9 protein-coding genes are annotated in these 13062 nt (G+C 69.4%); 6 read left to right on the top strand and 3 right to left on the bottom strand.

What is annotated here, in order from left to right:
* Positions 1 to 206 precede the first annotated feature (206 nt).
* The 3 genes from metF to HNR01_RS13695 all read right to left on the bottom strand — a co-directional run bounded on the left by metF (position 207) and on the right by HNR01_RS13695 (position 3631).
* On the bottom strand, positions 207 to 1127 hold the full coding sequence (metF, locus tag HNR01_RS13705; protein WP_017485107.1) for a methylenetetrahydrofolate reductase [NAD(P)H]: 921 nt from the start codon (positions 1125 to 1127) through the stop codon (positions 207 to 209).
* 45 nt (positions 1128 to 1172) lie between these two features.
* Entirely contained in the window at positions 1173 to 2201 is a 1029-nt protein-coding gene (locus tag HNR01_RS13700; RefSeq protein WP_026105617.1) for an ArsR/SmtB family transcription factor, read from the bottom strand.
* 254 nt (positions 2202 to 2455) lie between these two features.
* Positions 2456 to 3631, bottom strand: coding sequence for a patatin-like phospholipase family protein (locus HNR01_RS13695; protein WP_183668079.1), 1176 nt, complete (start codon positions 3629 to 3631; stop codon positions 2456 to 2458).
* A 325-nt stretch (positions 3632 to 3956) separates the two neighbouring features.
* On the opposite strand from HNR01_RS13695, the gene ispG reads away from it, so the two are divergent.
* The 6 genes from ispG (at position 3957) to HNR01_RS13665 (ending at position 13050) form a co-directional block, all read left to right on the top strand.
* On the top strand, positions 3957 to 5285 hold the full coding sequence (ispG, locus tag HNR01_RS13690) for a flavodoxin-dependent (E)-4-hydroxy-3-methylbut-2-enyl-diphosphate synthase (protein WP_026105618.1): 1329 nt from the start codon (positions 3957 to 3959) through the stop codon (positions 5283 to 5285).
* A 289-nt stretch (positions 5286 to 5574) separates the two neighbouring features.
* Positions 5575 to 7656, top strand: coding sequence for a potassium transporter Kup (locus tag HNR01_RS13685; RefSeq protein WP_183668078.1), 2082 nt, complete (start codon positions 5575 to 5577; stop codon positions 7654 to 7656).
* Positions 7657 to 7926: 270 nt separating this feature from the next.
* Positions 7927 to 10161 (top strand): TonB-dependent siderophore receptor, encoded by a 2235-nt coding sequence (locus HNR01_RS13680; RefSeq protein WP_183668077.1) that lies wholly within the window; start codon positions 7927 to 7929, stop codon positions 10159 to 10161.
* 119 nt (positions 10162 to 10280) lie between these two features.
* Positions 10281 to 10754, top strand: coding sequence for a hypothetical protein (locus HNR01_RS13675; RefSeq protein ID WP_183668076.1), 474 nt, complete (start codon positions 10281 to 10283; stop codon positions 10752 to 10754).
* A 218-nt stretch (positions 10755 to 10972) separates the two neighbouring features.
* Positions 10973 to 12103, top strand: coding sequence for a histidinol-phosphate transaminase (hisC, locus tag HNR01_RS13670; protein WP_183668075.1), 1131 nt, complete (start codon positions 10973 to 10975; stop codon positions 12101 to 12103).
* Complete coding sequence (locus HNR01_RS13665; RefSeq protein WP_183668074.1) at positions 12100 to 13050, top strand: prephenate/arogenate dehydrogenase family protein; 951 nt, start codon at positions 12100 to 12102, stop codon at positions 13048 to 13050. Before hisC ends, HNR01_RS13665 begins: the two co-directional genes overlap by 4 nt.
* The last annotated feature ends 12 nt before the right edge of the window (positions 13051 to 13062 follow it).

The raw sequence follows: 13062 nt of genomic DNA, 5'->3' as shown, positions 1-13062 counted from the left end.
GATCCCAGAAGCCGCGGTGCCGATGACCGGAGGCGGTTTGGGCTCTGTCTGTCGGGTGTGCGATTCGAGGCGACGCCTCGATACCTCGTTTTGGCCTCGTGCCGTCATCGCGGGCGTGGGCGAAGCCATCCAGCCCGCTTGGTTGGCGCAGCCTGTGGCCGGATTGCCTCGGATGGCCTTCGCTTCGCCACGCAGCGCGAGGTGCCTTACGCCGCCTTCGCCGCCGGCTTGGCCGGGGCCTGCGAGCGCAGGCCGAGCAGATGGCAGATCGCGTAGACGAGATCCGAGCGGTTCATCGAGTAGAAGTGGAAATCCTCCACGCCCTCGTCGACGAGGTCGAGCACCTGCTCGGCGGCCACCGCCGCCGCGACGAGGCGGCGGGTCTCGACGTCGTTGTCGAGACCCTCGAACCGGGCGGCGAGCCAGTAGGGCACCGAGGCGCCAGTGCGCCGGGCGAAGTTGGCCGCCTGCTTGAAGTTCTGTACCGGCAGGATGCCCGGGATGATGGGAATGTCGATGCCGGCCGCGCGCACCTTGTCGAGGTAGCGCAGGTAGATCTCGTTATCGAAGAAGAACTGGGTGATCGCCTGATCGGCCCCGGCATCGACCTTGGCCTTCAGCGCGTCGATGTCGGCATCGAGCGAGGCGGCCTCCGGATGCTTTTCCGGATAGGCCGAGACCGAGACCTTGAAGTCGCCGATCCGCTTGATGCCGGCCACGAGGTCGGAGGTCTGGGCGTAGCCGCCGGGATGGGGCCGGTAGCTGTGGCCGACGCCCTCCGCCGGGTCGCCGCGCAGGGCCACGATGTGGCGCACGCCCGCATCCCAGTAGGACTGCACCACCGCGTCGATCTCCTCGCGCGTCGCGTTCACGCAGGTGAGGTGGGCGGCGGGCTTGAGGCTGGTCTCGCGTACCATGCGCGCCACGGTGTTGTGGGTGCGCTCGCGGGTGGATCCGCCCGCGCCGTAGGTCACGGAGACGAATTTCGGCTGCAGCGGCGCGAGGCGCTCGATCGACGACCAGAGGATCTTTTCCATCTCCTCGGTCTTGGGCGGGAAGAACTCGATCGAGACGCGGATCGGGCGGAAGCCGTCGCGGCTGGCGCGGTGCCGGGAAGCGCTGGGCATCTGTCGTCCCCTTCTTGAAGTCATGTTGTCGTGCGGTGCCGCGGCTCAGGCCACGGCGCGTTCGGATTCGGCCGTCCCGAAGCCGGCGGAGGCGTCGTGCGCCAGCCAGAGCGTGACGGTGAGAGGCAGTTCGGTGCCGTCCTCGGGGGCCAGATCGCGGCTCTCGACGTCGGAAAGGCCGGCCTGGACGAGCCAGCCCGCGACCTGATCGGCAGCAAAGCCGAGACGGCGATGAGCCTGGCTCTCGCGCAGTTGTTCCAGATTGTGCGGCGCAAAATCGACGACCAGAAGGCGGCCCCCCGGCGCGACGAGGCGTGCCGCCTCCCGGAGCGCCCGGGCCGGGTCGTCGAGGTAGTGCAGCACTTGGTGCAGCACCACGAGATCGAAGCCGCCGCGGCCGAAGGGCGGCGCGTGCAGGTCGCCCTGGCGCAGATCGACCCGCGACAGGCCGATCCGTTCGAGATTCGCGCGGGCGACCGAGAGCATAGCGTGGCTCGAATCGAGCCCGGTGGCACGGGCCGCGAGCGGCGCCAGCAGGCCGAGCATCTTGCCGGTGCCGGTGCCGAGATCGACCACGTGGCGGATCGGCCGGTCGCCCAGCGCGTCGAGCACCGCCGCCTCGACCGTGGCCTCCGGCACGTGCAGGGAGCGCAGCCCGTCCCATTTGGGAGCGAGCCGGGCGAAGAAGGCCTGGGCGGCCTCGGCGCGCTGGGCCCGGACCGATTCGAGCCGGGCGCGATCCTCCGAGAGCGGCGGGGCAGCGTGGTCGAGCGCCGCGATCAGCGGCTCGACGAAACCGATCGCCGCTTCACGCAGGCGGAAGAAGGCCCAGGCACCCTCGCGATGGCGTTCGATCAGACCGGATTCGACGAGAAGCTTGAGGTGGCGCGAGATGCGCGGCTGCGATTGACCGAGGATGTCGGTGAGGTCGGAGACCGAGAGCTCGCCCTCGGCGAGCAGGGCGAGGATGCGCAGCCGCGACTCTTCTGCCGCCGCCCGCAGCACGGCGAGCGCTTCGGCGAAGGGCACCGGGGCGGGATCGAGACTTTGCCTGGGGCTGCTCTCGCTAGACATAAAGATATCTTTATGTGCGTAGCGAATTTGGCGCAAGAGGGTTTCTCGAGGGCAGATCCACGGGTTCGGCCGGATGCAATCCGCCTCTCTCGTGATTCCGGGGCGCCGCAGGCGAACCCGGAATCCACCCGTGATGGGGTGCCAGGGCATCCTGTCGAGGCCGGGCATTAATTCCGGCTTCCGCCACGCGGCCCCGGAATGACGCTTCTTGTTCGGCCGTCTCCCGTGCAGAGCCTTGAGACAGCCTCGAGCCGCTACTGATAGGCCTTCTTCAGATCGAGCGAGCAGCGCAGGCCGACCTCGGCGTAACCCGTGTCGAGCCACGCCTTCGCCGCGTTGCGGCCCCGGTCGCGCAGGCGCTCGATGACGCGCCAGCGGGCATCGAGACGCGTGGAGGCGGCGTAGTCGTCGAGCTCGTCGGTGCCGTCGATGCGGTGGAGGAAGACCCGCTCCAGGCCCGGAACCTCGTGTCCGCCCTCTTCGATCAGGCCGTGCACGAAGTCGATGGCCCGCAATTCCCGCATCAGATTGGCGTTGAAGGTGATTTCGTTGAGCCGGTTCTGGATGTCCCGGGGCGAGCGCGGCGTCTCGCGGCGCTCGACCGGGTTGATCTGCACCAGTAGGATGTCGCGAGTGCTCGCCCCGTGCAGGGGATAGAGGGCCGGATTGCCGAGATAGCCGCCGTCCCAGTAGGGCACGCCCTCGATCTCGACCGCCTGGAACACGGTGGGAAGGCAGGCCGAGGCCATGAGGTGATCGGCGGTGAGGCGCTCGCGCTCGAACACGGCGAGCTTGCCGGTCCAGACATTGGTGGCGGAGACGAACACGTTGGCGGTCTCGGCCGCGCGCAGGCGGTCGAAATCGACCGTGCGCTCCAGCGCTTCGCGCAGCGGATTGATGTTGAGCGGATTGGCCGTGTAGGGGCCGGGATTGAGCACCTTCAGCCACGCCTCGATGAAGGGATTGCCCTTCCAGACATGGAACAGGCCGTCGATCCAGCTCTGCTGCGCGGGCTTCAGGTCGGCATCCAGGCTCGCCTCGCGCCAGAACTTCGCGAGCGCCGCCCGCGCCCCGTCCGGGCCGCCCGCGAGCCAGCCGTCCACGAGGACGACGGCGTTCATCGCCCCCGCGCTCGCGCCCGTCACCGCCTCGAAGGCGATGCGTCCGTCCTCGATCAGCGCGTCGAGCACGCCCCAGGTGAAGGCGCCGTGCGAGCCGCCGCCCTGGAGGGCAAGGGAGACCGCCTTCTCGGCCCGCGGTCCGGCCAAGCCCCGGAAGCCGCTTCCGACCCGCGTCGTATCCGCGATCGAATCCGTGATCGGTCTGGGCACGGCGGTCGCCGGATTATGGGCGTCGTCGTGCGGCGTCTCAGCTGGATTGGTCTCGGCTGGCTGCCTTTCGGCGGCGGGATCGGAGAGGGGGCTGTCCATCGTGCCTCGCACGGTTGTTGCGCTGCACCCCTAGATGGTGCATCGCGATAAAAAACTTGTGCGGTTCTTTGCCTCGCGCGGCGACGATGCCATAGGAGATAACGCGGATGGCTGCGTCGACATCCTTGCATCCGCACGGCACACGCTCGACATCCCGCTCGGGATGCGACATGGAAGCGGCCTTGTATCGAGGCGCGCTGCGCATCCGTTCGCGCGGGCGCGGCGGCAGGTCGCGGATCGCGCCGGATTCGGATAGGATCGTTCCGCGCCTGCGGGACGCCCGAGGCCGGCACGCGCGGACGACAGTTTGACCCGCGAAGGCACGATGGAAGTCATGGAAGCTCCCGACGCCCTGGCAAACCCGCTCGACTCCCGGAGCCCCGGCATGAAGGGGCCGGAGATCGCAGGGCCCGCGCCGCGTCACCGCACCGTCGGCGTGCAGATCGGCGAGGGCGAGGGCGCCGTCACCGTCGGCGGCGGCGCTCCGATCGTCGTCCAGTCGATGACCAACACCGACACGGCCGACATCGACGGCACGGTGGCCCAGGTGGCCCAGCTCGCCCGCGCTGGCTCGGAGTTGGTGCGCATCACCGTCGACCGCGACGAGGCGGCGGCGGCCGTGCCGAAGATCCGCGAGCGGCTCGACCGCATCGGCGTGCACGTGCCGCTGGTGGGTGACTTCCACTATATCGGCCACAAGCTCCTGTCCGACCATCCGGCCTGCGCCGAGGCGCTCGCCAAGTACCGGATCAACCCGGGCAATGTCGGCTTCAAGGAGAAGAAGGACACGCAGTTCTCGACCATCGTCGAGCAGGCGATCAAGTACGGCAAGACCGTGCGCATCGGCGCGAACTGGGGCTCGCTCGACGGCGAGCTGCTGACCCACCTGATGGACGAGAACGCCCGCTCGCCCAACCCGATCGACGCCCGCGCGGTGATGCGCGAGGCGATGGTGCAGTCGGCCCTGACCTCGGCCGACCGGGCGGTCTCGCTCGGCCTGCCGAAGGACCGCATCATCCTCTCGGCCAAGGTCTCGGCGGTGCAGGACCTCATCGCGGTCTACCGCGAGGTGGCGCGCCGCTCCGACTACGCGATCCATCTCGGCCTGACCGAGGCCGGCATGGGCTCGAAGGGCATCGTCGCGGCCTCCGCCGCCATCGGCGTGCTGCTGCAGGAGGGCATCGGCGACACGATCCGCTACTCGCTGACGCCGGAGCCCGGCGGCGACCGGACGGTGGAGGTGAAGGCGGCCCAGGAACTCCTGCAGACCATGGGCTTCCGCACCTTCGTGCCCCTGGTCGCCGCCTGCCCGGGCTGCGGGCGCACGACCTCGACGACGTTCCAGGAGCTGGCCCGCGACATCCAGAACTGGATCTCCACCTCCATGCCGGAGTGGAAGAAGACCTATCCCGGCGTCGAGGGGCTCAACGTCGCGGTGATGGGCTGCATCGTCAACGGACCGGGCGAGTCGAAGCACGCCGATATCGGCATCTCGCTGCCCGGCACCGGCGAGAGCCCGAGCGCCCCGGTCTTCATCGACGGCAAGAAGGCGATGACGCTGCGCGGCGCGACCCTCGCCAAGGACTTCGAGGCGATCGTGATCGACTACATCGAGCGACGCTTCGGCCAGGGCAAGCGCGACGCCGCCGAGTGAGTTCTTTCGGTGAGACGGCCGCCTTCATCGCCCGCGCGGGTGGATGGGGCGGCCGTCTTTCCGTTTCGGGACGGGTCGCCCGCTCCGGCGCGCGTCCCTCCGTCCCGGCCGCCGTGATGTCCGGTCCGCTCTCCGCGATCCGAACCTGCCCCGCCCCGCCTCGGGCTGACCGCTCCCGCGCGGCACGGTGCCTGTTCCGGCGTGATCGATCCGCACCACCGACGCATTTCCTTCATGCGCCTCCGCCACATCCGGTCGGACGACGCACGAGCCCAGGCAAGCCTGCCCGATGACCCAGCCTGTCAGCCCAAGCGGCGTGAGCCCAAGCGGCGCGAGCCCGAGTGGCACCGGTCCAAGCGGTGAGCATTCCGGCGCCGAGCGTTCGGGTGCCGAGCGTTCGACGGCTGCGGCCCCGCCGGCGGCTTCCGCCCCGGACCGCCCGGCCCCCGGCGAGGGAGGGCCGATCGCGGCCTCGGCGGGTGCGCACGATCCCACCGACGCGGCGGCCGAGGGGCATGCCAAGGCCGGCTTCTGGGCGCTCACCATCGGCTCCGTCGGCGTCGTCTACGGCGATATCGGCACGAGCCCGCTCTACGCCTTCCGCGAGGCCCTGGCGCCTTCGCGCGCCGACGGCATCCTGCTCGCCGAGGAGGTGATCGGCACCGCCTCGCTCATCATCTGGGCGCTGCTCCTGATCGTGACGATCAAGTACGTCGCGATCCTGCTGCGCATGGACAACAACGGCGAGGGCGGCATCCTCTCGCTGATGGCCCAGGCCCGCCACGCGCTCGGCGGCTCCAAGGTCGTGTTCATGCTCGGCCTGCTCGGCGCCTCGCTGTTCTACGGCGATTCCGTCATCACTCCGGCGATCTCGGTGCTCTCGGCGGTGGAGGGCCTGAAGCTCGTCACGCCGGCCTTCGACGACTACGTCCTGCCGATCACGGTGGTGATCATCCTCGGCCTGTTCGCGGTCCAGAGCCACGGCACGGCGCGGGTCGCGACCTTCTTCGGCCCAGCCATGGTGGTGTGGTTCCTGGCGATGGCCGCCGCCGCCCTGCCCCATATCGCCGGAAATCCCGGCGTGCTGGCCGCCTTCAATCCCTGGTACGCGGTGCATTACCTCCTCGGCCACGGCACCGGCGCGCTGGTGGCGCTCGGCGCGGTGTTCCTGGCGGTGACCGGGGCGGAGGCCCTGTTCGCCGATCTCGGCCATTTCGGACGCCGCCCGATCCAGGTGGCGTGGCTCGGCCTCGTCGCGCCTTGCCTCGTCCTGAACTATCTCGGCCAGACCGCCCTCGTGCTCGCCAAGCCCGAGACCACGGACCCGTTCTACCAACTCGTGCCGGAATGGGGGCTGATCCCCATGGTGCTGCTGGCCACCCTCGCCACCGTGACCGCGAGCCAGGCGGTCATCACCGGGGCCTTCTCCCTGTCGCGGCAGGCGATCCAGCTCGGCATGCTGCCGCGCATGGAGATCCGCCACACCTCCGAGGCGCATTCGGGGCAGATCTACCTGCCGCAGATCAACACGCTGCTCGGCCTCGGCGTGGTGATCCTGGCCGTCACCTTCCGCTCCTCCTCGGCGCTCGCCTCGGCCTACGGCATCGCCGTGACGGGGACGATGCTGCTCACCGCCTCCATGGCCTACGTGGTGCTGTGGAAGGTGGTGCGGCTCTCCCCGCTCGTCGCGGCGGCGGTGATCATGCCCTTCATCGTGCTTGAGTTCCTGTTCCTGCTCTCGAACCTCCTGAAGCTGCACGAGGGCGGCTACGTGCCGCTGATGCTGGCCGGCGGCCTGATGCTGATGATGTGGACCTGGGTGCGGGGTGTCACGATCCTGTTCAACAAGACCCGCAAGACCGACGTGCCGCTGATCGAACTCGTCGGCATGCTGGAGAAGAGCACCTCCTACCAGCGGGTGAAGGGCACGGCGGTGTTCCTCACCAGCGATCCCGAGATCGCGCCCGCCGCGCTCCTGCACAACATGAAGCACAACAAGGTGATCCACGAGAAGAACGTGGTGCTCACCGTCGAGACCATGGACCGGCCCCGCGCGACGCAAGCGGAGCGGGTCCGCATCGAACCGGTCGGCTTCGGCTTCTACCGCGTGGTGATGCGCTTCGGCTTCATGGAGACGCCCAACATTCCGCGCACCCTGACCCTGCTCAAGCGCGAGGGCTTCAAGTTCGACATCATGTCGACCTCGTTCTTCCTGTCGCGCCGCTCGATCCGTCCGGCGGCGCATTCCGGCATGCCGCTGTGGCAGGACCGGATCTTCATCACGCTGGCCAAGAACGCCAACGACGCCACGGACTTCTTCCAGATCCCGACCGGCCGCGTCGTCGAAGTGGGTACGCAAGTCACCGTCTAGTATCCGGCGCCGATCCCGGCGCCGGGAGCGCAGGGCGGGATTTCTTCTCAAGGCAACAATGAAGAGTTGCGCGAAGTTCTGTGGCTGACACGCTACAGGGCAGTGATTTGCGCGCGACTGTCTTGCGGCCTCGTACGGGGTCCCGTACGGCTGAGCCTTCGAAAAGCCAGCAACAACAACAGTTTAGCATAATTCCAAACAGCCGGCCGGTCTCGATCCGCACGTTGCTGCGGCGGCCGGCGGCTGGCCTGGACAGATGGGGTCACGGGAATGGGGTCGGTTCGCACTCTCGTCGGCGTCCGCGCCCTGCGGACGATGGCGCTGGCAGGCGCCTCACTGTTCGCGCTCACCGCGGGCGCCGCGGCGCAGCAGGCGACCGCGCGGCTGGAAGAACTGTCGGTCGAGGGCAGCGGCCGCGGCGCCGGCGCCAGCGGCGCGGGCCAGGCCGCCCAGCGCGGTCCGGACGGTCGCGCCGCGCCCGAGGATCCGCGCGGCCCCGTCCAGGGCTACGTCGCCACCCGTTCGGCGACCGCGACCAAGACCAACACGCCGCTGATCGAGACGCCGCAATCGATCACCGTAGTCGGGCGCGAGCAGATCGACGCGCAGAAGGCGCAGACGCTCACCCAGGCGACGCAGTACACGGCCGGCGTCTATTCGGGCACGTTCGGCGCCGATACCCGCGTGGATTACTTCACCCTGCGCGGCTTCATCGCCAGCGATTACGGCATCTACCGCGACGGCCTTCAGGTGCTGAATTACGGCTTCGGGACCTTCAAGGTCGAGACCTTCGGCCTGGAGCGGATCGAGGTGCTGCGCGGCCCCGCGGCCGTGCTGTTCGGCGCCGGAAATCCCGGCGGCATCATCAACCAGATCACCAAGCGGCCGACGACCCAGCCCTTCGGCTATGTCGAAGTCGGCGGCGGCTCGTTCGGACAGGTCTACGGCGCCTTCGACATCGGCGGCCCCGCCGATGATTCCGGGCACTGGTTCTACCGTCTGACCGGTTTCGGGCGGCAGGGCGGCACCCAGGTCGAGGGAGCCCCCGATGACCGCGCCTACATCGCGCCGGCCCTGACCTACCGCCCCGATGCCGGCACCTCGCTCACCATCCTGACGAGCTACCAGCGCGACTCGACCGCGGTCACGGCGAACTTCCTGCCCTATCTCGGCACCGCGCGGCCGAACCTGAGCGGGCTTCGCATCCCCCGCTCGCTCAATGTCGGCGATCCGGCCATCAACACCTTCCAGCGCGAGCAAGCCTTTGCGGGCTACGAGTTCGAGCACGCCTTCAACGAGACCTGGACCTTCCGGCAGAACCTCCGCTACTCGTTCAGCGACGCCTTCCAGAACTCCTATCTCAACCAGACCGGCTACGCCGATGCGGCGCAGACCCAACTGGCCCGCTACCAGTTCCTGACGAGCTCGAAGGTCGGGATCTTCCAGGTCGACAACCAGGCCGAGGCCCGCTTCTTCGACGGCTACTTCGCCCACGACCTCCTGATCGGCCTCGACTACAAGCGCTACGATCTGCACGACAACCAGGGCACCAACTTCGCGGCCAACTACACCGTGACGCCGCTGAGCATCATCAACCCGATCTACGGCCAGATCCTCGGTCGGCCCGCGCCCTATCTCGTCAATTCCGACACCTTCCAGCAGCTCGGCATCTACGTTCAGGACCAGATCAAGCTCACCGACCGTCTGACCCTCGTTCTCGGCGGCCGCCAGGACTTCGCCGACAACGTGGTGAGGGACAGGCTCAGCCCGGCCAATAGCAGCCGCCGCAGCGACGAGGCCTTCAGCGGACGCGCCGCCCTGATCTACAACTTCCCCGAGGGGCTCGCCCCCTATGTCAGCTACTCGACCTCGTTCCAGCCGCAGATCGGCTCGGACGCCAACGGTCGGAGCTACGCTCCGGAATACGGCGAGCAGGTCGAGGTCGGCGTCAAGTTCGAGCCCGTCGGCTACGGCTTCTTCCTGACGGCAGCGGCGTTCGATCTCGTGCGCCAGAACGTCCTGCAGCCAATTCCGGGCACGTTCTTCAGCGCGCCGCTCGGCGAGGTGCGCTCCCGCGGCGTCGAGGTGCAGGCGGTGGCCAACCTCGCCGAGGGGCTGAACCTCGTCGGCGCCTTCACCGCCTACGACCTGCAGACCATCAAGGGGAACGCCGATCAGGTCGGGCGCACGCCGACCCGCATCCCGGAGGTGCTGGCCTCGGTCTTCGCCGACTACACCATTCCGACCGGCGAGTGGCGCGGCTTCGGCTTCGGTGGCGGTGTCCGCTACGTGGGACGCTCCTTCGCCGACGTCGCCAACACGCTGACGGTGCCGGAATACGTGCTGTTCGACGCGCAGATCCACTACACCTGGGACAATTGGCGCGCGGCGATCAACGCCACCAACATCGGCGACCGCCGCTTCGTCTCCTCCTGCATCTCGGCCAACGAGTGCTTCTACGGCGAGGCCCGCCGCGTGCTGGCGAGCGTGAGCTACAAGTGGTGAGTCGCCGCAGGGCCCGTCCGCGGGCCCTGCATCAGCTTGGAGGCAGCCGGCGGTCGAGCTATCTCGGGCTTGCTTAAGCGGATCATGAGAATCCGCTCGCTCGAGGAACGCCCGCCGCCATGACCATCCGACCGATTCTCGCCGCCCTCCTCATCGGCGGCCTCGCCCTGCCGGCCGCCGCGCAGGACACCGCCCCGGCGCCCGCACAGCCCGCGCCGCAGGAGCCGTCCAAGGAGGCCGCGCCGCCGCGGTCGATTCGCAACGCGCCGAGCCCACGGGCGCTGGAATTCGCCGCCTACATCTTCTCGGCGGTCAACGTCTGCGGCTACCGGCTCAACACCGCGGAATTCGAGACGCTGCTCGCCAAGCAGAACACGCGGCCCGAGGACGTCAGCCCGCGCGGACCCTTCGGCAACCGGGTGATGGGCATCTTCACGCTGATGTCCAACCAGATGAACCTCAATCGCGAGCAGGCCTGCCTCGCGGTGGCCGGCGAGTACGGGCCCGAGGGGAACGTGGTGAAGAACGTCCTGCTGCCGCCGGGCTCCGACGACACGCCCGCCGCGCCCGCAGGCAAGCCGGCACAGCCCTAGCGGTCCGACAGATCGGTGGGCTCAGGGCACGACGGGCGGGGCGCTGCGCGGGATGAGGTGCGGATCATCGTGCCGGACGCCACCCGCCCCTGCGCTCACCCCTTCGCCGGCCCGACCGCGCCGCGTCGGCCTGCAGCGAAGTCGGCGGCTCCCCGTTCCCGCGAAATGCTGTAGAGGGACGGGCGAGACCCGTTCGACTCTTCCGCTGACCCTGGCCCATGTCCGCAACCGACCCCGCGCCCCGATCCCCCCTGCGCCCTCAGCCGCGTCCCGGCGTCCTTGCCATCGAGGCCTACGTGCCCGGCAAGAGCGCCGCGCCGGGCGTGGCGAAGATCCACAAGCTCTCGTCCAACGAGACGCCGCTCGGCCCGAGCCCGCGGGCGATCGAGGCCGTGCGCGCGGAGGCCGCGACGCTCGCCCTCTACCCCGACGGCAGCGCGACCCGCCTGCGCGCGGCGATCGGCGCCCGCTACGGGCTCGACCCCGCCCGCATCGTCTGCGGCGCGGGCTCGGACGAGTTGCTGACCTTGCTGGCGCTGGCCTTCGTCGGCCCCGGCGACGAGGGAATCTTCTGCGAGCACGGCTTCCTCGTCTACCGCATCGCGATCCTGACCGCGGGCGGTACGCCGGTGGTAGCGCCCGAGACGAACCTCACGGCGGATGTCGACGCGATCCTCGCCGCCGTCACGCCGCGCACCCGGATCGTCTACCTCGCCAACCCCAACAACCCGACCGGCACCTACCTGCCGTTCGAGGGGGTCCGCCGCCTGCATGCCGGCCTGCCCGGCAACGTGCTGCTCGTGCTCGACGGGGCCTATGCCGAGTACGTGCGCGCCAACGACTACACCGCCGGCCTCGAACTGGCGCTCGACGCACCCAACGTCGTCATGACGCGCACCTTCTCGAAGATCCACGGGCTGGCGGCGCAGCGCATCGGCTGGATGGTGGGATCCGAGGCCGTGGTCGATGCGGTCAACCGCATCCGCGGGCCGTTCAACGTCTCGGCCGGCGCCATCGCGGCCGGGTCGGCGGCGATCGCCGACGAGGGCCATGTCGCGGCGGCGGTCGCCCATAACGACGAATGGCTCGCCTGGCTTACCCACGCGGTCGAGGCGCTGGGCCTCGCCGTGACGCCGAGCGTCGGCAACTTCCTGCTCGTCCACTTTTCGGACAAGCCCGGCCGCACGGCGGCGGAGGCCGATGCGCATCTGACGCGCGCCGGCGTGATCGTGCGCCGAGTGTCGTCCTACGGCCTGCCCAACGCCTTGCGGGTGACCGTCGGCAGTGCGGAGGCCAACCGTGCCTTCGTGGATGCACTGACCGACTTCCTCGGGGTGCCGCGGTCGTGACGCAGGGCGTGGATCGCCTCGCCATCGTCGGCCTGGGCCTGATCGGCTCCTCGATCGCCCGCGGCGCCCGCACCTACGGGCTCGCCCGCGAGATCGTGGCGATCGACCGCGATGCGGGTGTGATCGAGCGGGTCAGGGCGCTGGGGCTGGCCGACGCGGCGAGCACCGAGGCGTCGGCCGCCGCCGGGGCCGACCTCGTCATCCTCTGCGTGCCGGTGGGGGCGATCGGCGAGGTGGCGGCGCAGATCGCGCCGCACCTGAAGCCCGGTGCCGTCGTCTCCGACGTCGGCTCCGTGAAGGCCGCCGTGGTGGCGGCCGTCGCACCGCATCTGTCGGCGAACAATCCGTTCGTGCCGGCGCATCCGGTGGCGGGCACCGAGTATTCGGGGCCGGATTCGGGCTTCGCCACCCTGTTCTCGAACCGCTGGTGCATCCTCACGCCGCCGGACGGGACCGACCCGGCGGCGGTCGAGCGGGTGCAGGCCCTATGGCAGGGGCTGGGGGCCATCGTCGAGACCATGACGCCTGAGCACCACGATCTCGTGCTCGCCATCACCAGCCACGTGCCGCACCTGATCGCCTACAACATCGTCGGCACGGCCGCCGACCTCGAGGAGGTCACGCAGTCGGAGGTCATCAAGTTCTCCGCCGGCGGCTTTCGCGACTTCACCCGCATCGCCGCCTCCGACCCGACCATGTGGCGCGACATCTTCCTGACCAACCGCGACGCGGTGCTGGAGATGCTCGGGCGCTTCAACGAGGATCTGTCGGCCCTGTCGCGGGCGATCCGCTGGGGCGACGGCGAGGCCCTGCACGACCTGTTCACCCGCACCCGCGCGATCCGCCGCGGCATCGTCGCCATGGGCCAGGAGACGGCCGAGCCGGATTTCGGCCGCGCCCGCAACGCCACGGCGCCGGCGGACCCGCAGAGCTGCAAGCAGAGCTGAACGAGAGAGCGC

The sequence above is a fragment of the Methylorubrum rhodesianum genome, from assembly GCF_014199985.1.
GTDB lineage: Bacteria > Pseudomonadota > Alphaproteobacteria > Rhizobiales > Beijerinckiaceae > Methylobacterium > Methylobacterium rhodesianum.
The sequence above is the reverse complement of the archived record's forward strand: the minus strand, read 5'-3'. Positions and strand labels throughout refer to the sequence as shown.